This window comes from Avibacterium sp. 21-594, assembly GCF_026226815.1.
GTDB lineage: Bacteria > Pseudomonadota > Gammaproteobacteria > Enterobacterales > Pasteurellaceae > Avibacterium > Avibacterium avium.
In genome coordinates this window covers 158572-181333 of sequence record NZ_JAKKOC010000001.1, presented here as the reverse complement: position 1 = coordinate 181333, position 22762 = coordinate 158572, and the positions used below count along the sequence as shown (strand labels likewise).

At 40.7% G+C, this 22762-nt stretch carries 26 protein-coding genes; 8 read left to right on the top strand and 18 right to left on the bottom strand.

Annotated features, from left to right (window positions below; genetic code table 11):
• Nucleotides 1–82 precede the first annotated feature (82 nt).
• Nucleotides 83–799, bottom strand: coding sequence for a chromosome partition protein MukE (gene mukE, locus L5B76_RS00905; RefSeq protein ID WP_103852843.1), 717 nt, complete (start codon nucleotides 797–799; stop codon nucleotides 83–85).
• Between the two features lie 18 nt (nucleotides 800–817).
• The gene (mukF, locus tag L5B76_RS00900; RefSeq protein WP_265753879.1) at nucleotides 818–2143 is read right to left on the bottom strand and encodes a chromosome partition protein MukF; all 1326 of its coding nucleotides are present in this window, start codon (nucleotides 2141–2143) and stop codon (nucleotides 818–820) included.
• 167 nt (nucleotides 2144–2310) lie between these two features.
• Here mukF and L5B76_RS00895 point away from each other — a divergent pair, with 167 nt between their 5' ends.
• From L5B76_RS00895 to ttcA, 3 genes are all read left to right on the top strand, one after another.
• The gene (locus L5B76_RS00895; RefSeq protein WP_265753878.1) at nucleotides 2311–2601 is read left to right on the top strand and encodes a BrnT family toxin; all 291 of its coding nucleotides are present in this window, start codon (nucleotides 2311–2313) and stop codon (nucleotides 2599–2601) included.
• Nucleotides 2570–2887: a BrnA antitoxin family protein gene (locus tag L5B76_RS00890; RefSeq protein ID WP_265753877.1), complete on the top strand. Its 318-nt coding sequence runs from the start codon at nucleotides 2570–2572 to the stop codon at nucleotides 2885–2887. The genes L5B76_RS00895 and L5B76_RS00890 overlap by 32 nt, the downstream gene beginning before the upstream one ends.
• A gap of 153 nt (nucleotides 2888–3040) precedes the next feature.
• On the top strand, nucleotides 3041–3991 hold the full coding sequence (gene ttcA, locus L5B76_RS00885) for a tRNA 2-thiocytidine(32) synthetase TtcA (RefSeq protein ID WP_265753876.1): 951 nt from the start codon (nucleotides 3041–3043) through the stop codon (nucleotides 3989–3991).
• 99 nt (nucleotides 3992–4090) lie between these two features.
• On the opposite strand, the gene L5B76_RS00880 is transcribed toward ttcA, so the two are convergent.
• From L5B76_RS00880 to L5B76_RS00860, 5 genes are all read right to left on the bottom strand, one after another.
• A complete protein-coding gene (locus L5B76_RS00880) occupies nucleotides 4091–4597 on the bottom strand; it encodes a C40 family peptidase (RefSeq protein WP_115249635.1) in 507 nt (168 codons plus the stop codon).
• A gap of 76 nt (nucleotides 4598–4673) precedes the next feature.
• Nucleotides 4674–4970, bottom strand: coding sequence for an integration host factor subunit alpha (locus L5B76_RS00875; RefSeq protein ID WP_103855875.1), 297 nt, complete (start codon nucleotides 4968–4970; stop codon nucleotides 4674–4676).
• A 4-nt stretch (nucleotides 4971–4974) separates the two neighbouring features.
• Nucleotides 4975–7362 (bottom strand): phenylalanine--tRNA ligase subunit beta, encoded by a 2388-nt coding sequence (pheT, locus tag L5B76_RS00870; RefSeq protein WP_265753875.1) that lies wholly within the window; start codon nucleotides 7360–7362, stop codon nucleotides 4975–4977.
• Between the two features lie 41 nt (nucleotides 7363–7403).
• On the bottom strand, nucleotides 7404–8393 hold the full coding sequence (pheS, locus tag L5B76_RS00865) for a phenylalanine--tRNA ligase subunit alpha (protein WP_265753874.1): 990 nt from the start codon (nucleotides 8391–8393) through the stop codon (nucleotides 7404–7406).
• Between the two features lie 75 nt (nucleotides 8394–8468).
• Nucleotides 8469–9167: a TIGR01621 family pseudouridine synthase gene (locus L5B76_RS00860; RefSeq protein WP_265753873.1), complete on the bottom strand. Its 699-nt coding sequence runs from the start codon at nucleotides 9165–9167 to the stop codon at nucleotides 8469–8471.
• A gap of 34 nt (nucleotides 9168–9201) precedes the next feature.
• On the opposite strand from L5B76_RS00860, the gene cls reads away from it, so the two are divergent.
• Together cls and L5B76_RS00850 are read left to right on the top strand one after the other, a co-directional pair.
• Nucleotides 9202–10665, top strand: coding sequence for a cardiolipin synthase (cls, locus tag L5B76_RS00855; RefSeq protein ID WP_194751452.1), 1464 nt, complete (start codon nucleotides 9202–9204; stop codon nucleotides 10663–10665).
• Nucleotides 10666–10717: 52 nt separating this feature from the next.
• Complete coding sequence (locus tag L5B76_RS00850) at nucleotides 10718–11359, top strand: histidine phosphatase family protein (protein WP_265753872.1); 642 nt, start codon at nucleotides 10718–10720, stop codon at nucleotides 11357–11359.
• A gap of 123 nt (nucleotides 11360–11482) precedes the next feature.
• On the opposite strand, the gene bioD is transcribed toward L5B76_RS00850, so the two are convergent.
• Nucleotides 11483–12199, bottom strand: a complete 717-nt coding sequence (bioD, locus tag L5B76_RS00845; RefSeq protein ID WP_265753871.1) for a dethiobiotin synthase — start codon at nucleotides 12197–12199, stop codon at nucleotides 11483–11485.
• A gap of 85 nt (nucleotides 12200–12284) precedes the next feature.
• Nucleotides 12285–13496 carry an ROK family protein gene (locus L5B76_RS00840; RefSeq protein WP_265753870.1) on the bottom strand — a complete coding sequence of 404 codons (1212 nt, stop codon included), beginning with the start codon at nucleotides 13494–13496 and terminating at the stop codon, nucleotides 12285–12287.
• Between the two features lie 192 nt (nucleotides 13497–13688).
• Here L5B76_RS00840 and asnS point away from each other — a divergent pair, with 192 nt between their 5' ends.
• Nucleotides 13689–15092 (top strand): asparagine--tRNA ligase, encoded by a 1404-nt coding sequence (asnS, locus tag L5B76_RS00835; protein WP_265753869.1) that lies wholly within the window; start codon nucleotides 13689–13691, stop codon nucleotides 15090–15092.
• Between the two features lie 82 nt (nucleotides 15093–15174).
• Here the strand turns inward: asnS and L5B76_RS00830 are convergent, their stop codons facing one another.
• The 4 genes from L5B76_RS00830 to smrB form a co-directional block, all read right to left on the bottom strand.
• On the bottom strand, nucleotides 15175–15558 hold the full coding sequence (locus L5B76_RS00830; protein ID WP_265753868.1) for a hypothetical protein: 384 nt from the start codon (nucleotides 15556–15558) through the stop codon (nucleotides 15175–15177).
• Nucleotides 15559–15676: 118 nt separating this feature from the next.
• On the bottom strand, nucleotides 15677–16054 hold the full coding sequence (locus tag L5B76_RS00825; protein ID WP_115249626.1) for a hypothetical protein: 378 nt from the start codon (nucleotides 16052–16054) through the stop codon (nucleotides 15677–15679).
• Nucleotides 16047–16232: a hypothetical protein gene (locus L5B76_RS00820; protein ID WP_115249625.1), complete on the bottom strand. Its 186-nt coding sequence runs from the start codon at nucleotides 16230–16232 to the stop codon at nucleotides 16047–16049. Before L5B76_RS00820 ends, L5B76_RS00825 begins: the two co-directional genes overlap by 8 nt.
• 272 nt (nucleotides 16233–16504) lie before the next feature.
• Nucleotides 16505–17008 (bottom strand): endonuclease SmrB, encoded by a 504-nt coding sequence (smrB, locus tag L5B76_RS00815; RefSeq protein WP_265753867.1) that lies wholly within the window; start codon nucleotides 17006–17008, stop codon nucleotides 16505–16507.
• A 92-nt stretch (nucleotides 17009–17100) separates the two neighbouring features.
• Between smrB and prmB the strand changes: the two genes are divergently transcribed.
• Both prmB and L5B76_RS00805 read left to right on the top strand, forming a co-directional pair.
• Complete coding sequence (gene prmB / locus L5B76_RS00810) at nucleotides 17101–18078, top strand: 50S ribosomal protein L3 N(5)-glutamine methyltransferase (RefSeq protein ID WP_265753866.1); 978 nt, start codon at nucleotides 17101–17103, stop codon at nucleotides 18076–18078.
• A gap of 5 nt (nucleotides 18079–18083) precedes the next feature.
• On the top strand, nucleotides 18084–18359 hold the full coding sequence (locus L5B76_RS00805; RefSeq protein WP_265753865.1) for an acylphosphatase: 276 nt from the start codon (nucleotides 18084–18086) through the stop codon (nucleotides 18357–18359).
• A 14-nt stretch (nucleotides 18360–18373) separates the two neighbouring features.
• Here the strand turns inward: L5B76_RS00805 and L5B76_RS00800 are convergent, their stop codons facing one another.
• The 5 genes from L5B76_RS00800 to L5B76_RS00780 are packed head-to-tail and all read right to left on the bottom strand — an operon-like array spanning nucleotide 18374 to nucleotide 22757.
• The gene (locus L5B76_RS00800; RefSeq protein ID WP_265753864.1) at nucleotides 18374–19270 is read right to left on the bottom strand and encodes a DMT family transporter; all 897 of its coding nucleotides are present in this window, start codon (nucleotides 19268–19270) and stop codon (nucleotides 18374–18376) included.
• 12 nt (nucleotides 19271–19282) lie between these two features.
• Entirely contained in the window at nucleotides 19283–20116 is an 834-nt protein-coding gene (locus L5B76_RS00795) for a metal ABC transporter permease (RefSeq protein WP_265753863.1), read from the bottom strand.
• Complete coding sequence (locus tag L5B76_RS00790; RefSeq protein WP_265753862.1) at nucleotides 20103–20966, bottom strand: metal ABC transporter permease; 864 nt, start codon at nucleotides 20964–20966, stop codon at nucleotides 20103–20105. Before L5B76_RS00790 ends, L5B76_RS00795 begins: the two co-directional genes overlap by 14 nt.
• Complete coding sequence (locus tag L5B76_RS00785) at nucleotides 20963–21880, bottom strand: ATP-binding cassette domain-containing protein (RefSeq protein ID WP_265753861.1); 918 nt, start codon at nucleotides 21878–21880, stop codon at nucleotides 20963–20965. The genes L5B76_RS00790 and L5B76_RS00785 overlap by 4 nt, the downstream gene beginning before the upstream one ends.
• Nucleotides 21870–22757, bottom strand: a complete 888-nt coding sequence (locus L5B76_RS00780) for a metal ABC transporter substrate-binding protein (RefSeq protein ID WP_265753860.1) — start codon at nucleotides 22755–22757, stop codon at nucleotides 21870–21872. The genes L5B76_RS00785 and L5B76_RS00780 overlap by 11 nt, the downstream gene beginning before the upstream one ends.
• Nucleotides 22758–22762: the final 5 nt, after the last annotated feature.

Below are 22762 nucleotides of genomic sequence, written 5' to 3'. Positions count from 1 at the left end.
TCTAATTCTTCAGTTTGATGATTTTCCATTGCTTCGCTTTCAAGGGTTAAATTATCGCTTTCTAATTCAAATTCTTTGGTCATTATTCTTCCCCTTCTTCATCAAATTCTTCAATTTCTTCGCCATTTTGCACCGCACTTTTCTCATCTTGTAAGGATTGTGGTGTTGCGGCTTCCCCATCGCGGATTAAGCGTAATTGCGCTTCCATTGGATCATCGCCAGCGCGCACTTCAGCGCCAAAACGGAATACTGCTTCAGAAATCACAAATTTTCCACTATGCTGATCACCGACTGTCGAAATCATTCCTAAACGGCGTAAGCGATTTAACGCAGCGCGCACTTTTTCTGCCAGTTTTTGTTTATCTAAATCTGAACCTGAAGAACGCTGATTCACCACTTTTAACAGCTTGCTTTCATCGGCCAAATTGAGCAATTCATCATACACTTCTTGCGTGCTGAAAATGCCTTGTTGAGCAAGGCGCTCTGGGCTTAAATACAAATAACACAGCACTTTACCGACTAACATTTCTAATTCAGAAAGAACCGAACGCGCAATCAGCGTGGTAGCTTTGGGGCGCAAATAGAAAAAGCCTTCTGGCGCACGAATTAATTCCACATTGTAACGGCGATAAAACTGATCTAGCTCGTTTTGGAAATCCATCAAAAAGGCGTGATTATCCAATTGTTCTAAACTAATGTGTCGCCCCGCGCGTAATTGGCTATCCACCGCAGGAAAAAGGGGATTTGCAATGGCCTGCGCTTGTTTTACGGAAAGTATCTCTTGTAGCTGCTCTGTCATAGTTTGGTTCTCTAAAAATTAGTTATATTCATCAATGATATTGGCTTGTACTTCAGCGCCCTGTTCGTTAATTTTTTGCCATTGCGGATAAGCACCGGTTAAATCACCACTTGCCATACCTAAGCGCATCGCCTGATCGACAATAATTCGTGCTACATCAAAATGGCGCGAAACTGGGTAATTTTCCAACTGCTCTTTCAGCACTAAACTCAAATCAATCGGACGGTTATGCTCACGGTAGGCAATTAACAGGCTTTGCATATGTTCTACAATTTGATCGTGTAAATCTGCCAAACTTTCGTATTGTAATTCTTCTGGCAGTTCCCCTAGCGCATCTTCTTCACGCAGCACCAGCTCTTCATCACGCAAATCCACTAAACGCTCAGCCTGCGCTGTCCATAAATACCAAGGATTTTCAAAATATTGTTGAATAGACTGACGTAAACGCTGTGAAAAGACACGATTTTTGTCCATATCAATCGCGGTACGAATAAATTTATGCACGTGGCGGTCATAGCCAATCCATAAGTCAATAGACTGTTGCCCCCAACTAATAATGCGGTCTAATTTTGCTTGCAAATCAATGATAAGCTGATCGATAAAATAAAGATTTTCCTGACCGATCACACAATCTTGAATACGCAATAATTGTGCTTGCAGTTTGTCCCCTGCGGAATTGAGCGTATCTTGCAATTCGCGCAGATTGCTTGAGGTTTCATCTAACAAACGCTCACAGCTTGAAATAGCGGCTTGCCAATCTTTGGTTAATAGCTCTGCGATTTCATCTTTAATGCTTTGCTGATTTTCGTCCATCACACGTTGGGAAAAATCAATGCTATCGAAAATCTCCGCCACAGAATATTTTAATGGCGCAAACACATTACGCCGCCAATGATGCTCATCGCCCCCTTCTTCCGCCGCTTCAGAAGCGCGTTGAATTTCATCTGCCACAATTGAAAGCTGAACAGAAAGGCGTAAGGCAGAAAATTCACGTTGGCGAATGTAATAATCCGACACCCCAACGCCCAACGGCGTTAAACGATAAATCGCCAAGCCCTCGGTAAATTCACTACTAAAACGATTGAGAAAGCGCTGTTTAACCAATTCATTAATCGCATTATTGGCGCGGGTGGCAATATTATCGGGAGATTGCTCAAAGGCAGATGCCGTATAGCGGAAAATATCCACTAAATCCGTTTCCAGCATTTCACCGTCTAAGCGCTCATTGTTATAAATGGCAATGGCCAATAAAAACGCCAAACGATCGGTAGGCAAATTCAGCGAAAACTCTCGCTCTCTCGCCCAAGAAACCAATTCAGGGATTGTTTGTGATGTTTCAAGCATTGTGTATTCTCACAAGCAAATAAAAATTAGACAAAAATTGTAGTTGATTATACAGGAATTTTTACGGATCTTGTAGATCGTTTTTTTACCAAAAATGTTTACAAAAACTTGTTATTTAGCAAAATGTATTTACAATAAAGAAACGGTTATTTGATTTAACATTCAAAATGGAAATTGAATTTGATCAAAAGAAAAATCAGCGCAATATTGAAGAACGTCAACTCTCTTTTGAAATGGCACGCTATTTTCATTGGGATAGCGCAATGATTATCGCTGATGATAGAAAAGATTATCCTGAACCGCGTTTTTTAGCCGCTGGTTATGTGGGGACAACAGCGCGATTACACATTCTCGTATTTACACCAACAAAAACAGGAATTCGAGTTATTAGCTTCCGTAAAGCAAATGCAAGGGAGATCAAAAAATATGAAAACAGAGAAAAACACACCACTGATTAATTCTGAAGGCGAAGCCCGGGAATTACAGCAAAGCGATTTTACACAAATGAAATCATTACAAGAAACAATGCCTGATGATTTTGTCAATATGGTGCTTGCACATCAAGCAGAAATGGAAAAGCAAGGACATATAAAACCGAAAGTAAGGGGCAAACAAAAAACGCCAACCAAACAAATTATCACTATTCGCTTATCACCTGAAGTGATTGAAGCCTTTAAAGCCACAGGGAAAGGTTGGCAATCGCGTATTAATGAAGTGCTTCTTCAGCATATTCATTCCGTATAATCAGCAATGACCGCATAATAAAGTGCGGTCAAAAATTTTCATCTTTTTAGCTACCTAAAAAGACCTAATCCTGCACATTCCTATTGGAAAAAATCTCATTACCCCTTACTATACGCAAGTTTTTTAAATTGATATAACCGAATAATAAACCCAATGAGCGAAAATTTAACTTCTCAAAACGAAAAAACGAAGAAACAAATCTATAATTTCAATAAGTTACAAAAACGCCTACGCCGTAATGTGGGCGCAGCCATTGCCGATTTTAATATGATTGAAGATGGCGATAAGGTGATGGTGTGTTTATCTGGCGGTAAAGACAGCTACACGTTGTTGGATATTTTGCTTAATTTACGCCTTAATGCCCCGATTCATTTTGATATTGTGGCGGTAAATTTAGATCAAAAACAACCGGGGTTTCCTGAACACGTCTTACCTGAATATTTAGAGAGCATTGGCGTGGATTACAAAATCGTGGAAGAAAATACCTACGGTATTGTGAAAGAAAAAATTCCTGAGGGCAAAACCACCTGTTCCCTTTGTTCTCGTTTAAGACGTGGGATTTTATACCGCACAGCCACAGAACTTGGCGCAACCAAAATCGCCCTTGGGCATCATCGTGATGATATGTTGGAAACCTTATTTCTCAATATGTTCTACGGCGGCAAGCTGAAATCAATGCCACCAAAACTGATCAGTGATGACGGCAAGCAAATTGTGATTCGTCCGCTGGCTTATTGTAAAGAAAAGGACATTGAAAAATATTCCATCGCTAAACAATTCCCGATTATTCCTTGTAATCTATGCGGTTCGCAACCTAACTTGCAGCGCCAAGTGGTAAAAGAAATGTTGCAAACTTGGGATCGCCAATATCCGGGGCGCATCGAAACAATGTTCAGCGCAATGCAAAATATCGTACCTTCGCACTTATGCGATAAAAATTTGTTTAATTTCAAAGATATTCAACGTGGACAAAGCTTAGATGGCGTGGAAGGGGATATTGCTTTTGATAAACAAGATCTGCCTACTACCCCATTATTCCAAGATGAAGATGAGCAAACAGATTTCAGCCAAAATGAAATGATTGCGTTTAAGGAAGTGAGTTAAACAAAGCTCGAATAAAAGAACAGCAAAAATAAAGTGCGGTGAAAAAATCAAAAATTTTTTACCGCACTTTTTATTTCTGTATTTTCTATAAACTCGGTTTTACATTCTACGCGCTTGCCAATAGGTACGCGTCCAGTAAGGGCTGTTGAGTGAAGAATAAATCACTCCGCCTTTGGTTGAGGCGTGTAGGAATTGGCCGTCTTTCACATAAATCCCAACGTGGTAGCCATTTGGCCCACGCCCTGTTTTAAAGAAAACTAAATCACCCGTTTGAATATCCTCTTTCGCCACTTTCGTGCCGTATTTCACTTGTTCTCTTGTGGTACGAGGCAAATTAATATTAAAGCGTTCGCGGAAGGTAGTCTGCACAAAGGCTGAACAATCAATGCCACGGCGGCTTTGCCCGCCTAAACGATAGGGGGTGCCAGCCCATTCACGTTGATGTTCTGACAGCATCGCAATAGTCATAATGGGATCGTTTAACTGGCTATGATAGCGGTTATGTTTAAACGATTTATATTGGACGGAAGAGCTTTCATTTGAGCTAGAACAAGCTACACTCAGCAATACGCCACCGCCAATCAGCAATGTTTTAAGTAAATTCATTGTAAACTCTAAAAATAAAAAAAGAATAAAAAACTACCCGCACTTTTTTGCACGGATAGTTTTAAGTGAGAAATGATTAAGCTTTTGGCTTAGATTTTTCTACACGAGAGCGTAATTTTTGACCGGGTTTGAATACTACCACTCGGCGCGCGGAAACAGGTACGCTTTCCCCTGTTTTAGGGTTACGTCCTGGGCGTGAGGCTTTATCGCGTAATTCAAAATTACCAAATCCAGATAATTTCACATCTTGCCCACTTTCCAATGCCACGCGAATTTCCTCAAAAAAACTTTCCACCAATAATTTGGCATCACGTTTATTTAGATTATGCTTTTCAATTAAGCTATCGGCTAATTCAACTTTGGTCAATGTCATAATATTAATCTCTCAAATAAGCATCAAATCGTTGTTTTAATGCGTCTAATACCGCTGAAATTACCGCATTAATCTCTTTCTCTTCAAGGGTTTTATCAGTGTCTTGAATGGTTAAGCTAATGGCTAAACTTTTCTTACCTTCTGGTAAATTCGCCCCTTGGTAAACATCAAATAAACTTACGTTTACAAGCTGTTTTCCGCCTGCTTGACGACATACTTCTAACACATCGCCCGCTGGTGTTGCGCTATCCACTACAACCGCCAAATCACGTTTATTGGCAGGGAAACGAGAAATTTCTTTGGCATTTGGAACAGGTCTTTCTGCAATGGCAGCCCATTCAATTTCAAATACGATAGGTTTACCAGATAAACCAAGCTGTTGCACCACTTTTGGATGTACCGTGCCAATATAACCGATTTCTTTATCGTCTAACATAATGGCAGCAGATTGCCCTGGGTGTAACGCTGGATATGATTTTGCTACAAAACGCAAACGATTTCCAGCCTTTGTTAGTGATAAAATGCGTTCTAAATCCCCTTTTAGATCAAAGAAATCCACATTTTCGCCTTTTTGTTCCCAATGAACAGGGCGTTTATCTCCCACAATGGCGGCACCCAGTACATATTCTTGACGAACGCCGCTTTCTGCTTGGCTATCAGGAATAAAGCGTAATCCACCCTCAAAAATGCGTACACGGCTTTGTTGGCGATTTTGGTTGTAAGCAATGGTTGTAAGCAAGCCCGGTAATAAAGACACGCGCATTGCTGACATTTCACGCGAAATGGGGTTTGGCAGAATTAATGCTTCTTGCTCTGGATATAATAATTGCTGAACTTCTGGATCAACAAAGCTATAAGACACAATTTCTTGATAATCGCTATCGACAAATGCGGTACGCACACGCACCAATTCTAATAAACTTTCAGGCATTGGTTTCATTTGTAGATGCGCTAATGGAGCATTGTTCGGAATATTGTTATAACCGTAAATGCGCGCCACTTCTTCGATTAAGTCTTCTTCAATTTCAATATCAAAACGCCAGCTTGGTGAAATGGCTGTCCATAAACCGTCTTGGTAGCTCACTTGCAAGCCTAAGCGTTGCAAAATGTCTGTAACGGTTTCCGTTGGAATATGATGGCCTAATAAGTGATCTAATTTTTCACGGCGTAATTGCACCTGTTTTACTTTTGGTAAATTGGCTTCGCTCACTACTTCGCAAATTTCACCCGCTTCGCCACCGCAAATGTCTAACAATAAGGCGGTTGCACGTTCCATTGCTTTGTGTTGAAGATTGAAATCTACACCACGTTCAAAACGGTGTGAAGAATCGGTATGTAAGCCATATTGTCTAGCGCGTCCTGTAATGGCTAATGGCGCAAAGAATGCAGCTTCAAGAATCACATCTTTGGTTTCGGCATTCACACCACTGGCTTCGCCACCAAAAATACCTGCCATCGCTAACGGGCCATTTTGATCAGCAATCACTAAAGTGTTTGGTTGAAGTTTGGCGGTTGTGCCATCTAATAGCACCAATTCTTCGCCTTCTTTTGCCATACGCACTTGCACAGGCTGTGCCACTTTTGCTGCATCAAAAGCGTGCATTGGTTGGCCAAGCTCAAGTAAGATGTAATTGGTAATATCCACCACTGGATCGATAGAACGAATACCGCAACGGCGTAATTTTTCTTGCATCCAAATTGGCGTTGGTGCTTTCACATTCACATTTTTCACCACACGCAATAAATAACGTGGGCAAGCTTCAGACGCTAACACCTCAATTTGTGCTTTATCTGCAATGGTTGCTGCCACTGGCTTGATTTCAGGGGCATTAACGGCTTGCTGATTAACCACGCCCACTTCACGGGCAATTCCTGCAATGCTTAAACAGTCCGCACGGTTTGGCGTTAAGCTAATTTCTACACTGTTATCGTTTAATTGCAAATACTCACGCAAATCCGTGCCAATTGGCGCATCTGCGGGTAATTCGATGATGCCGTTGTGATCGTCCGAAATGCCTAATTCGCTGAATGAGCATAGCATTCCTTCAGAAGGCTGACCGCGTAATTTGGTTTTCTTAATCTTAAAGTTACCAGGTAACACTGCACCATCAACCGCACAAGCCACCTTCAAGCCTTGACGGCAGTTCGGCGCTCCGCACACGATGTCTAATAGACGTTCACCACCCACATTGACTTTGGTTACACGTAATTTATCCGCATCAGGGTGTTGCGCACATTCCACCACTTCCCCTACAACAACGCCACTAAATTCGCCGGCAACAGGTTCAACGCCATCGACTTCTAGTCCGAGCATTGTAATTTGATCACATAATTGTTCCGTGCTAACGGCAGGATTCACCCATTCACGAACCCATAATTCACTAAATTTCATATTCTTTCTCTACATTAATATTTCAATATTTCGGTTTTCTATTACTTAAATTGTTTTAAGAAACGGAGATCATTTTCAAAGAATGAACGTAAATCTGTTACATTGTAACGTAGCATTGTTAAGCGTTCTACGCCCATTCCCACCGCAAAGCCAGAATATTCTTCAGGATCGATACCCACATTGCGTAGTACATTTGGGTGAACCATTCCACAGCCTAACACTTCTAACCATTTTCCATTTTTCCCCATTACATCAACTTCAGCAGAAGGCTCGGTAAATGGGAAATAAGATGGGCGGAAACGCACTTTTAAATCTTCTTCAAAGAACGCACGCAAGAAATCGTGTAACAGACCTTTTAATTCGGTGAAATTGGCGTGCTTATCCACATAAAGTAATTCAATTTGGTGGAACATTGGGGTGTGCGTTTGGTCGTAATCGTTACGATATACACGGCCCGGTGCCATAATGCGAATTGGTGGACGCATTTTTTCCATTGTACGGATTTGCACCCCAGAAGTTTGCGTACGCAATAGGCGCTCCGCATCAAACCAGAACGTATCGTGATCCGCACGCGCTGGGTGATGAGCAGAGATATTTAACGCATCAAAGTTGTAATAATCGGTTTCAACTTCAGGCCCCACTTCCACCGTGAAACCTAAATTAGAGAAAAAGCTCACCACACGCCCAATGGTTACAGAAACAGGGTGCAAGCCACCAAGTTCCGTTTTACGCCCTGGCAAGCTCACGTCAATACTTTCTTTGGCAAGCTGAGCATCTAACGCTTCTTGCTCCCACTCCGCTTTTTTGCTGTTTAATAAGTCTAAAACTTTCTGTTTTGCCTCATTAATTTTCGCCCCCATTGCAGGACGCTCTTCGGCGGCAATATCACGCAATCCTTGCATTAATTGAGTAAAATGCCCTTTTTTACCAAAATATTCTACGCGAATCGCATCTAGGGTTTCGAGGCTTTTATCGTGCAATTTCTCAATCGCGTCTTTTGCCTGTTCGGTAATTTCTTTAAGGTGTTGCATACCTATCCTCTAATAACAATCTAACATTTGAAAAATTTCCTAATGATAATACTAACGCCTTAAAAAATCACGTTTTTATTCTGGTTTTTCGCAATTATTCTCCCTTTCCCATTGCTGAATTTTTTCTTGCACGGAAAGTGCGGTGAAAAATTTGCCTGTTTTTGGCAGAGTTTTCACATTAATCCGCTGGTCTTTGTAAGTAAATTTAAGCTGATAACAATGCAAATAAGTGCGGTCGGATTTTTGTTTATTCCCACCATAAAGCACATCACCTAAAATCGGGCTGCCTAGGCTTTTCATTGCCACGCGTAACTGGTGCGTTTTACCTGTTTGCGGAAACAAAATAAAAAGGCGCAAATTTGGCTCACAGCTTAGGGAAGAAAAACGCGTGATGGCAGGGTTTTCCTTGCTTTGGCATAATTTCCAAGTACCATTGCGGGGTTTTTGCATATCTCCCACAATTCGCCCTTGCTTTTTCTTCGGCTTTTCAGTGGATAACGCCAGATAGGTTTTCTCAATGCGATGATCGGCAAATAGCCCTGACAAGGTTGCCGCCGCCTGCTTATTCAATGCCAAGATTAACAAACCAGAAGTTACCTTATCTAACCGATGCACCAGCCACACTTGGGGCAAATTTAATTGCTGCGCCACTAAAGTGGTTAGACCAAGCGCCTGATCATCTTTATGCACGGAAATGCCACAAGGCTTATGAATAATGATAAAATCGGCGTGCTGAAAAACAATGTCGAACATTCGCGTTGTGATCTCTGGCATAATTAGATGTTTATAAAAGTTCGGTTAAAAATAAATGAATTTTACTTTTCAACAGATTATAGCATATCTCGTCCCTGTCCTGATTTGGATTTTGACCATTTCTATCACAATGCGATTAGTGATAAAAAAACAATCGGTTTCTGCCACCCTTTCTTGGTTGATGATTATTTATCTCGTGCCAGTGGTGGGCATTATCGCTTATTTAGTGTTTGGTGAAGTGAAATTAGGCACAAAACGGGCAAAAGCATTTCGTTTGCTTGCACCCAAATTTAACCAGTGGTTTGGCGATTTTTCGCAATGTCCGCAATTAATTAATCATCACAACACTCTGCTTTATCGCCCCATTTTTGACTTAGCCAAAAGTCGCTTAAATATCCCTTGCGTGCTGGGTAACGAGCTGCATATTTTAGACACGCCAGAAAGCATCATTAAAAGCATTATTCAAGATATTCACCAAGCCCAACACAGCATTAATATGGTGTTTTATATTTGGTGGAATGGCGGCTTAGTGGAAGAGGTGCAAAACGCGCTAATTAGCGCACAACAGCGTGGTGTTACGGTGCGGATATTGGTGGATAGCGTGGGCAGCCGTCAATTTCTAAAAAGTAAAAATTACTGCAAAATGAAAGAAAGTGGCATTGAGATCACCGAAGCGCTACACGTTAATTTACTGCGTATGTTTTTTAGTCGTATTGATTTACGCCAGCACCGCAAAATTATTGTGATCGATAATCAAATTGCTTACACCGGCAGTATGAATATGGTTGATCCAAAATATTTCAAACAAAACAGCCACGTTGGCGAATGGGTGGATATTATGGTGCGTATTAACGGCCCTGTTTCCGCCGTGCTAAATGGGCTTTATGCGTGGGATTGGCAAATTGAAAGCGATAAAGAAATTCCCTTGCAGTTGCCAGATTGCCCTTTGTTACCTATTGATCAAAATAATTCGCACGCCGTGCAAATTCTTGCCACAGGGCCGGGCTTTCCTGATGATTTAATGGCGCAATCTCTTTCTATTGCGATTTTTTCCGCACGCCAAAGCATCACCATTACTTCGCCTTATTTTGTGCCAAGCCATAGCATTGCTGAAGCCTTACGCATTGCAGCGTTGCGGGGTATTGACGTTACGCTGATTCTTCCAAAGAAAAACGATTCTTTAATGGTAAGCTGGGCGAGCCGTACCTTTTTTGAAGATCTGCTTGCCGCTGGGGTGAAAATTTATCAATTTGAGCAAGGCTTATTACATACTAAAAGCGTGTTGATTGATAACCGCCTTGCTCTTGTTGGCACGGTAAATATGGATATGCGCAGTTTTATGCTGAATTTTGAAGTCACAATGGTGGTGGAAGATCAAAGTTTTGCCAATGAAGTAACCCAATTACAGCAACACTACCGCCAAAGTTCTTCTTTATTAACCTATGAAAACTGGGTAAAACGCCCTGTTTATCAGCAGGTTATCGAACGTTTATTTTTCTTATTTAGCCCGCTTTTATAAGGCATAAGTGCGGTGTAAATTTTCCAACTTTTTAAGCATTTTAAGGATTGCAATGAAAAAACAGCTCACTTTTTATTTAGTTCGCCACGGACGTACCGTTTGGAACGAACAAGGTTTATTACAAGGAAAAGGCGATTCACCACTGATCGCCGAAGGCATTGAAGGAGCAATGAAAACAGGCAAACACTTAGCCAATATTCCCTTTGTCGCAGCCTATTCAAGTGTGTTAAAACGCGCGATGGATACCGCAGAATACATTATTGGCGAACGAAATATTCCCTTTTTTCAACATAAAGGCTTAAACGAACATTTCTTTGGTAGCTGGGAGGGCGTGTTGGTGGATAGTATTCGTCAAAGCGAAGAATTTCAGCAAATGACGAAAGATCCTGCGAGTTATCAAGCAAAAAGCAACGGTGGCGAAACCTTTGCTGAACTGGCTGAACGCGCAATGCAGGCGGTTTATGACATTATCAATGTGCATAACAAAGGCAATATTTTATTGGTTTCCCACGGACATACGTTGCGTTTATTGCTGGCCTTATTTGATGGCTCAACCTGGCAAAATCATCGTGAAAATTCACGAGTAATCCGCTTGGATAACACGTCCATTAGCATTGTTCACTATGAGCAAGCGGAAAACGAAAATGTAGGGCGTTTTGTGTTAGAAACGGTGAATAGTACAACACATTTATAGTGTTTTAACCAGAAACCATATTTAATGGCGAAAAAAAGTGCGGTAGAAAAATTCTGATTTTTTGCACCGCACTTTAATAATCATTTAGATTGAAACGAATGAATTTCGCTTACTTCACCTACTCTACTTCACCCATTCCGTTTGCAGATAAGTCAAGCGTTCAATATTGGTAATGTAATGCCCCAATTCTTGTTCTTCAGGGCGATGCACATAGGGAATTTGCCCGAGCAACGGTGCGTCAATTTTCTCACTTAACACTTCCATCACTTCTGAATAATGCGCTAACCCAGGGTTAATGCGATTGGCGATCCAACCTAATAATGGCAAGCCAGATTGTTGAATGGATTGCGCGGTCAGCAATGCGTGATTAATGCAACCCTCTTTAATGCCAACCACCAGCACCACGGGCATTTGTTGTGATGCCACCCAGCTTGCAAAACTATAATGCTTATTCATTGGCGTTAGCCAGCCGAAAGCGCCCTCCACCAAAACAGATTGATAACGCTGAGTCAGTGCGGCAAGATCGGCATTAATTTTATCAATATTAATGATGGAGTCATCACTGGAAAGGACAGTCAAAATATCTGAGCAACTGTAACTATTTATCTCTTTATAACTCACCTTTTCTTTTGTGGAACGCATTAAGGTCAGCACATCAGAACTGCTTTCTTCTGGATTTAAGCCTTGTTGATGGGAAAAGTCATCGTAATCAGGTAAGCAGGCAATGGGTTTATAACCAACAATTTGAATGCCTGCATTTTGTAATGCCTGTATGATAGCTCGGCTTGAAATGGTTTTCCCTACATTGGTATCTGTACCCGCAACAAAAAAACTGCTCATAATGATGATCCTTTCCCTTTTATTCCCTATTTAATCTAAGATTTTAAAAGAAATTTTTCATCACAATATTGAGCTAACACAAAGTTTAGTGATTTTGCGCGAGATGTCCTAATAATGAACCATCATATAATCGTTGCTTAATGGCGGCGGTTAATACTTCTGGACTATTCCATTCATAACGGCTAATCACAATTTCCACATTGCAATGGAAAAGGCTTAAACGTTGATTTAAACGAGATAAAAACGCCTCTTTAGCCAGTAATAAACTGCTGTCTAACATCACTTTTTTCGGCGAGAACATATCCACCAAGCACAAGATTAAATATGCCGTAACATCAGTAACCAAATGTAAAATGGAAAGCGCATTACTTTCTTGCAAATCAATTTTTCGACATAAAAAGCGGATTTTTTCATTATTGTCATTACATTGATTATCTGGATAAAGCAAGTCAATTAGCTGATAGATAGCCTTATGGGTAATTTGATTAATAATTTGGTATCGCTCTATTTCGCCCAAGCGCGGATTCAGTTTGGTTTGTAACGGATGTAATTGCGGTGCAATCAGTTTATCCACGTTAATTTTCGCTTGTTGATTACAACAGATGACATCACCCTCAGAAAGCACGCTTAAATTGACTCGATCATTGAGCTGTAAAAAAAGCACATTTTCACAACCAATTACGCTTCCCACTGAGCTTTCTGCAAATAGCCAAGTTTCAAAATAATCCGTAATAACAACAGGCAAGTTAAAGTGATTTTGGAATAAACTTTTCAGATCAAGATGCAAAATACGGTTGCCAAGGGGATAACAATAAGCCATTTGCTCATCAAGCTGCCCTGTTACTGCCACCGAAAAGGTAATAATACGCTCTGTTTGGCACTGGGTTTGCTGAATAAAACGCTCCACACAATCAATAAGTGCGGTGCTTAAATTGGCAATATTTTCTAAGGTTAAATGGAAAGATTGCTCCGCGATCAGCGTACCGTCAAGTTCGCATAAAAACATATCAAAGCGATCTTCGGTCAAAATAGCACAAAGGGATTGCCAATAAAAAGGCGAAACGCAAAGCCCAATCGCAGGCCGTCCACGATGTTCCGTGTTGCGCACCGCTTTTTCCATAATCAATTTTTGATCGATCAGTTTGCGCGTGAGAGAAGTAATTGTCGCAGGCGCAAGACGAGACAATTTAGATAGATCAATTCTTGAAATTTCTTCAAACTGCTCAATTAATTGATAAACTTTCCCTAGTTGTTGTTCTTTCACGAAAGACTTATCCTGTTTTCGTTCTCTTGCCATAGCGATCTCTCTATTAAATTTTCAAAATAAAATTATTCTTTTGTTATATCAGTTTGCTACCCAAAAACAAGTAGTTTACGCCAATTTTGTGGGCGACTTCACAAAAACAATTGTACAATTCATTTTGGCAAATTTTCTGACTTGCGGTAAACTAGGCACGTTTTTACGCTAATTTTTTTGATTGAGGTTTATATGACACAAATTGCCCCTATCGTAGATGTATTACAAGGCAAAATTCAAATCGGTGATCAAGTTACCGTGCGTGGCTGGGTGCGTACTCGCCGCGATTCTAAAGCAGGGCTTTCTTTCCTTGCAGTGTATGATGGCTCTTGCTTCGATCCTATCCAAGTGATCGTAAATAACGACATCGCAAATTATCAAGATGAAATCCTACGTTTAACCACAGGTTGCTCAGTAATCGTAACGGGCAAAGTGGTGGAATCCCCTGCTGAAGGGCAAGCGGTTGAATTACAAGCAGAAAATGTTGAAGTAACAGGTTGGGTGGAAGATCCTGATACCTACCCTATGGCCGCAAAACGCCACAGTATTGAATACTTGCGTGAAGTAGCGCATTTACGTCCTCGCACAAATATTATTGGTGCGGTGGCACGTGTTCGTCATTGCTTGGCACAAGCTATTCACCGTTTCTTCCACGAACAAGGTTTCTACTGGGTGGCAACGCCACTTATCACTGCTTCTGATACCGAAGGGGCGGGCGAAATGTTCCGTGTTTCCACTCTTGATTTAGAAAATCTGCCACGCACAGAACAAGGTGCGGTGGATTTTTCGCAAGATTTTTTCGGTAAAGAAGCATTTTTAACCGTATCTGGTCAGTTAAACGGCGAAACTTACGCTTGTGCGTTAAGTAAAATCTATACCTTTGGCCCAACATTCCGTGCAGAAAACTCTAACACCACTCGCCACTTGGCAGAATTCTGGATGGTTGAGCCAGAAGTGGCCTTTGCCGATCTCAACGATAACGCAAAACTTGCGGAAGATATGCTTAAATATGTGTTCCGTGCAGTATTAGATGAACGCAAAGATGACTTAAAATTCTTTGAAAAACACGTTGATAAAGATGTTATCAGCCGTTTAGAAAACTTCATTAATTCTGATTTTGCACAAATTGACTACACGGATGCCATTGAAATTTTACTGAAATCAGGCAAAAAATTTGAATTCCCAGTGTCTTGGGGCATTGATTTATCGTCAGAACACGAACGCTATTTAGCGGAAGAATATTTCAAATCCCCAGTGGTGGTGAAAAACTATCCAAAAGACATTAAAGCGTTCTATATGCGCTTAAATGATGACGGCAAAACCGTGGCGGCAATGGACGTATTAGCCCCAGGAATTGGTGAAATCATTGGTGGTTCACAACGTGAAGAACGCTTAGATGTGCTTGATAAACGTATGCTTGAAATGGGCTTAAATCCTGAAGATTACTGGTGGTATCGCGATCTCCGCCGTTACGGCACAGTGCCACATTCAGGCTTCGGTTTAGGTTTTGAACGTCTAATTGTTTATGTAACTGGCGTGCAAAATATCCGCGACGTGATCCCATTCCCACGCGCACCAAGAAACGCGAATTTCTAGATTTTATTAAATTGAAATAAAAACAAAGAGCGGTGAAAAATTTCTGATTTTTTCACCGCTCTTTTTGTTAAAAGTAAAGAAATTAATCTAATAGATCATCAAAATCAACGCTTCTAAGTATGGTATCAGCTCTTTCAAGCCCTTCGACTACTTTTCTTGGTGTTAATTTCTCACCCAATCCAGTAATTGTAAATTGAACAATTAATGTATTTTCATCATCTTTACCTGTAAAAAATGATGCATTTCTATAATCAGAATTTAGTTCATTTATTTTACTTAAGGAAAAAGGACTATTCTCCTTTAGCATATACAATATTTGGATGTCGCCATCAGGGTATAAGCCCAATAAATACGTACGTCCATAAGCTTTTACAACAACAAGATCTTCATTAAAAATATAAACTTCACGATAACCTTGATCTAAAAGAGTTTCTTTCAATTCAATAGCTGTATATTGATTACTCATAAATTCCCCCTCCATTTGGATTTTGATTCGCGATTACAGATATTTTGTCACGCATTTTAGCTCCTATAAATTTAGTATTTAAATTATTTTAAACACACAAATATTTTTATTCTTTCATCTAGTCTTCTACAAAATCAAAAATATCGATTGTTCTAACGGCATCTAACATACGAGATACGCCTTTTGCGATGCCTGCTCTAGATAATCTCCCATCAAGAGCAGGCAAAGTGATAGAAAATAGAAGTTTATTTTCTTCTTTAGTAGATAAAACCCCTAATCTATGGTTTGCATTCCAATTATTCACTTTTTCTAAAGATAATATAGGCGTAGTTATTCCATAACCCAGTTGAATATCACCATTTTTATACAATGCAATGGGATAGTTCTTTCCATCAACCTTTAATAATACGATATTTTCTTGCTTTATGCTGACTGAACGATATCCTTCATCTAACAGAATTTCTTTTATTTCCTCTGCGGTATATTGATTACTCATAAATTCCTCCTCCATTTGAATTGCGAGTTGGAATTACAGACATTTTGTCACGCATTTGGGCGGATAAATCAGTATCATAGCTTAATTTATCGGTAGGTTTAGTCAGATCATATTGGTATTTATTACCAAAACTATCTTTATAAAGAGTAGTTCCATTCTCTAAAATTGGAATAAGCATTTTAGCTCCTATAAATTTAGTATTTAAATTATTTTAAGCGCACAAATATTTTTATTTGCAGGAGTGTTTGTTATCTCTGTAAAGAGATAACAACAGGGAGTATACTCCCGCTAAAAACGTTCAAAAAACAAGCTAAAAATACTGGTAGTATCGTGAGTTATATCGATATGGGTATTATGCTACACTAAAGACGTGAATTTTTAGGTTGAAATAAAAGCAAAGAGCGGTGAAAAATTCCTGATTTTTTCACCGCTCTTTTTGTATGGTTTTATTTAAACCTCTAATAAAATCAAAATTGCCGCTTCTCCACCCCATTCCTTAGGTGCTTGATGCAGAGCGCGAACCTTTGGATGCTGAACCAACCATTTAGGAATTTGCCGTTTTAATGTATAAGTTCCATATCCTGTCATTATACTGGCACAATAGATATTTTCTTTCTCACAGGCTTGAATCAAGCTAGCTAACTCTAACTTTGCTTTCTCTTTAGTTAAACCGTGTAAATCTAAAAATAATTCGGGTGAAAAATCGCCACGGCGCAATTGTTTTAGCAGATAACTATCTTCCCCTTCACGCAAATATTTAACTGGTCCGTCTTCATTGAGCAAGGGTTCATATTCATCAGAAAAGAAAAAAAGTGTGTCTTCTTTTTCTCGTTGTTCGCGAATTTGTTGCTTCTGTTTATAGGTTTTTTGTGGGGCAACAAATTCATTTTGCGTCAAAGGTTTTGTGCCTTTTACTGCATCACGAAAGAGCGCTAAATCGTCATCATCTAACATTTTCATTATGGAAGTAAAATTAAACTTAATTGCTGTATCAGTTTGTGCTATAAATAGCCCGTTATTCTATTATAAAACAGGAACATTCAACAATGACTTTAGCAAATGATTTTCCTTCGCCAACATTCACACAATCAACAAATAATGAAGGAAAAACAGACATTTTTTTCACCGCACTTAATGAGCTTTATAGTATTAAAGATTTTCTACGCTGGACTTACAGCACTTTTAACCGTTCTGAATTATATTATGGCCACGGTTATGATAATCCTTGGGACGAAGCGCAGCAGCTGGTTTTTGCTGCCTTAGATCTGCCTTGTGACTTCCCTGCTGAAATGTATGATGCGCGCCTGACACAAGATGAAAAATTGCACTTAATCACTCTTATTAAAGAACGCTTGGAAAAACGAATTCCAGTGGCTTATTTGACCCGCAGTGCGTGGTTTTGTGGATTGGAATTTTATGTGGACGAACGGGTGATTATTCCACGTTCGCCGATCAGTGCATTAATTGAAGAAAAATTCGCAGGATTACTCACCAAGCAGCCAAAACGCATTATGGATTTATGCACAGGCAGTGGTTGCATTGCGATTGCTTGCGCAATGGCGTTTCCTGATGCAGAAGTTGATGCCATTGATTTATCTACTGATGCCCTTGATGTGGCAGAAATCAATATTATGAAATATCAGCTTTCCGATCGAGTTTTCCCAATGCAATCGGATTTATTTAATGCGATTCCACAGGATAAATACGATTTAATTGTTACCAATCCGCCTTATGTGGATCAGGAAGATCTTGATGATATGCCAGAAGAATATCATTACGAGCCAGAAATGGCATTAGGCTCGGGCGATGATGGCTTAGATATTACCAAACGCATTTTGCAATCTGCGGCAGATTATCTCGCTGATGATGGCGTGCTTGTTTGTGAAGTGGGAAATAGTATGGTGCATTTAATTGAACAATTCCCAAATGTGCCATTTGAATGGGTTGAATTAAAAAATGGTGGACTGGGCGTGTTTGCCCTGCGTAAAGCAGATTTAATCAAATATTTTGGTAAGAATAGCTAATCAAAATGAAAGTCAAAAAATTTGCCGTTTATGGCCGTGTGCAAGGCGTGGGTTTTCGCTATTTCACTTGGAAAGAATCCTGCAAAATTGGGCTAACGGGCTGGGTAAAAAATCTTTCGGACGGAAGCGTCTTAGTGATTGCTAAAGGCTCGGAAGAACAATTAGCCCAGCTTTATCAATGGTTGCAGCGCGGCTCACCCAGTGCGGTGGTAAAACAAGTGATGATGGAAGACTATCCTGATAATGAGAATTTCCAGGATTTTTCTGTGCGCCGTACTTAATCTATCATTTAAGATTACGCTTTGCTTCGATTTAACGCAATCAGACAGCCGATTAATACAACACTTGCCCCTAAGGCTTGGGCAAGGTTAATCCGTTCCCCTAAGGTATAATAACCAATGATGGCAGTAGAAATCGGCACGAGCAACTGGAGTAAATTAAAGGTTACAATACCTTGTTTTTGTACAATATAAAAAGCAAACAACATTCCCGTTGCCATTCCATAAATACCTGCTAAAGCAAGGGCGCTGAGCATTGGCCTTGGGGTGTGTTGAAGTTCGGTAATTTTGCCAGAATATAGGGCAAGCGCTAAGAAAATCAGCCCCGCAATTGTGGCGGTGGACGCACTAATGACAAAAACGGGCAATTTTTGCACCGCACTTTTCACTAATAAATTTTGTAGGGATTGAATAAAAATGCCTAAAAATAAAAACACGGCGCCAAGAACAAATTGCTGATCGCCCCCGTGCTGATTGCCATTCAAGACAAAAATAAACGAGCCAATAATGGCAAGCAACGATCCCAAATAAAAACCACGCTGTTTCACTTTTTGCCGTTCATCAGCGAAAAAAATCGCCGCGATGGCAATCCCTAAAGGCATAGCCAGAATGCCAAAAATACTGCCAGAAAGGGCGGACGTGAGCCTTAATCCGTTAATAAAGAAATACATATTCCCTGCCATAAAAACGCCCAGTAAAAGCAAGGTGAGCAACAAGCGTGGCTGTTTGAAAATCTCAAATAAGGTGCTTCTAAATTTGAATGCGCAGATCAGGATAAACAGAATACCGCCTGATAAAAAACGCACGGCATTGTTATTGAAAGTGTCAAAATGCAGGCTCATCACGCGTAAAATCGGGAAGCCAAGCCCCATCAGCAAAATATACAGTGCATTGGTGCTTAGCGTTGTTTTCATCGGTGGCCTACCTTATTTGATGGGACGAAGTTTACGATAGCCCAAAGCTAGCACAAAACACAGCGCTTGCAACAAAATAATCGTTGGGCCAGTGGCAGCATCAAGATGATAACTCAAAATGATGCCTAAAAAACTGCTGCTTGTGGCAGTTGCAGTGGCGATCAAAAGCATTTTGTTGAAATTCTTACTCAACACATAAGCTGTGATTCCTGGGGAAATCAGCATTGCAGTTACTAAGATAATGCCCACCACTTGCATTGTGCTGATAATGGTTAGAGCGAGCAAAAACAGTAAGCCATAATGCAATGTTGTTACCGCAAGTCCGATAACGCGCGCGTGATTGGGATCAAAACAGAAAAGCAGAAAATCTTGTTTTTTCAGTAAGATAATCAGCAAAACAAGGGCGGCGATAATCAGTGTTTGGATTAATTCTTGCGGTGTGATGCCTAATAAGTTACCGAATAAAATATGCGTTAAGTGCTGCTCTGTTTCCACTTTGCTGAATAATACAAGCCCTAGCGCGAACATTCCGGAAAACATAATCCCCATTACGGTGTCTTCCTTAATTCGGCTGTGGGATTTTAAATAGCCAATCCCAAAGGCGCACAGCAAGCCTGAAACTAGCGCACCGATGACTAAAGGAATACTCGCCACATAAGCTAACACGATGCCCGGTAAAACCGAATGGGAAATGGCATCACCCATTAGCGACCAGCCTTTTAAAATCAAGAAACAAGAAAGCACGGCACAAATCACTGCAATGATTAACGCTATAAACAAGGCATTTTGCATAAAGGGATAACTGAGCGGCTCAAACCACCAATTCGCGAAATCAACCCAGCTCATTATGTTGCTCCTTATTAGCGGCGCGCTTATGGCGTAAAATACCGTATTTTGGGGAAAGGAAAAACGCGCTCAAGAAAAGTGCGGTCTGAAAACAGACAATTAATCCGCCTGTTGCGCCGTCTAAATAATAGCTGATGTACACACCAAGTACACTACTGCTTATGCCGAGGCTCACAGCAATCATAACTAAGGTTTTAAAGCGATCTGTGAGCAAATATGCCGTTGCCCCCGGCGTGATAACCATTGCAATCACTAAAATTGCGCCAACGGTTTGCAAAGCTGCCACCACACAAGCGCTTAATAAGGTGAAAAATAATATTTTGTAATGAAGCGGCGACAATCCCACAGCGGAAGCTTGCATTTCATCAAAAAAAACTAATAACAGATCTTTCCAAAAAATCAGTAATAGCACAAAACAAATGCCGATAATGATGGCCACTTGCCAAATATCTTCCGTTGAAATGCCTAGAATGTTGCCTAATACAATATCTTGCACATTAATGGCGGTGGGATTAAGGGAAATAATAAACAATCCGAGGGCAAAAAAGGTGGTAAAAATAAAACCGATCACCGCATCTTGGCGTAAATTGGACAAGGATTTCACCCAGAGAATAGAAAGTGCGGCTAAAATTCCCGAAAAAAATGCACCAATCACATAAGGAAAAGAAAAGGCATAAGCAATAGCAACACCGGGGACAACCGAATGAGAAAGCGCATCACCAATCAATGACCAGCCTTTCAGCATTAAGTAAGCGGATAAAAAAGCACAAATACCGCCCACCATTGCGCTTAACACAAAGGCGTTAATCATATAATCATACTGGAAAGGTTCTAATAATAAGGCGATCATTGGCTGTTCTCTTTGTCAGTGCGACAGGGGCAATCTTCCAGATTACAATCACGCACGATTGGCGCAGGCGGATCGTTTTTCGTTTGTCCGTAAAATACGGCAGGCAGTTCGTCATCGGTCAGCACCGTTACGGTGCGCTCGTCTTCATCATCGTGCAAATCACGCCCGCTTAGTTTCACGTTACGCAGCACGCCACCGAAAACTTGCTCTAAATTTTGCTGAGTAAAGGTGGTGGCGGTGCTACCCTGCGCAAGCACGGTGCGATTAATCATAATCACTTGATCACAATAATCTGGCACTGCGCCTAAATTATGGGTCGAAACTAAAATTAAATAGCCCTCTTCACGCAAGTTGGCAAGCAAATCCATAATCGCTGCTTCCGTTTGCACATCAACGCCGGTGAAAGGTTCATCAAGCAGAATAATTTTACTTTTTTGTGCCAGCGCGCGAGCCAGAAACACGCGTTTTTTCTGTCCACCAGAAAGCTCGCCAATTTGACGCTGTGTAAGGTGCGCGATATTTAATCGTTCCATTGCCAGCTGAACTTCTTGTTTATCAAGTGCGGTGGGAATTCTGAGAAAATTCATATAGCCATAACGCCCCATCATCACCACATCGTAAACGGATACGGGAAATTGCCAATCCACTTCTTCACTTTGTGGTACATAAGCGATTAAATTTTGCTTTAACGCTTTCTTAATCGGCTGATCGCACAGCAACACTTGCCCTTGTTGCGGTTTTACCAAGCCCATTAAACTTTTGAATAAAGTGGATTTTCCACTGCCATTCACCCCCACTAAAGCACAGGTTGTGCCGCCTTGTAGCTGAAAAGACACATTATGAATGGCGGTATGTCCGTTGTTATAACGAACTGTTACGTCCTGTACTTCAATGGTGGGCTGATTATTGGGCATTTTCAAATCCTTCAATAATGGTGGTAATCGTAGTGTTAAGCAAATCTAAATAAGTGGGAACTGGCCCTTTGGCGTTGGAAAGGGAATCCACATAAAGCACCCCGCCATAATGAATTTGGCTTTCTTTCGCCACTTGTTGCGCAGGCTTTGGCGAAATGGTGCTTTCACTGAAAATCACCGGAATCTGATGTTGGCGAATTAAATCAATCATTTTACGCACTTGCTGTGGCGTGCCTTGTTGTTCTGCATTCACCGCCCAAAGATAAACTTCATTAAACCCATAATCTTGCGCTAAATAACTAAATGCCCCTTCAGAAGTGGCAAGCCAGCGCTGTGCTTGGGGAATTTTATCCAATTTAGGGCGAAGTGTGCTATCTAAAGTGCGGATCTTTTTGGCGTAATTTTCTGCATTTTGGCGATAAGTTTCGGCATTTTGCGGATCATATTTGATCAGCGCATTTTTGATATTTTCTACATAAATTAATGCGTTACTTGGCGACATCCACGCGTGGGGATTAGGGATTTTTTTCTCGCCATTTTCTGCAATAAAAATCGGCTGAATGCCTGAGGTAACCACGACCGCGGGTTTATCTTTTACATTCTGGAAAAAACGCTCAAACCAACGTTCTAAGTTTAACCCGTTCCATAGCACAAGATCTGCCGACTGCGCTTTAACAATATCTTTTGGCGTTGGCTCATAGCCGTGAATTTCTGCGCCTGCTTTGGTGATGGATTCCACGCTGGCGGCATCACCAGCAATATTTTGCGCCATATCTTGAATAATGGTAAAGGTGGTAACCACTTTGAATTTAGCATAGCTTGCACCGCTAAACAACATTGCGGCAGAAAGCGCGATGGTAGCGAACTGTTTCAACATAAATC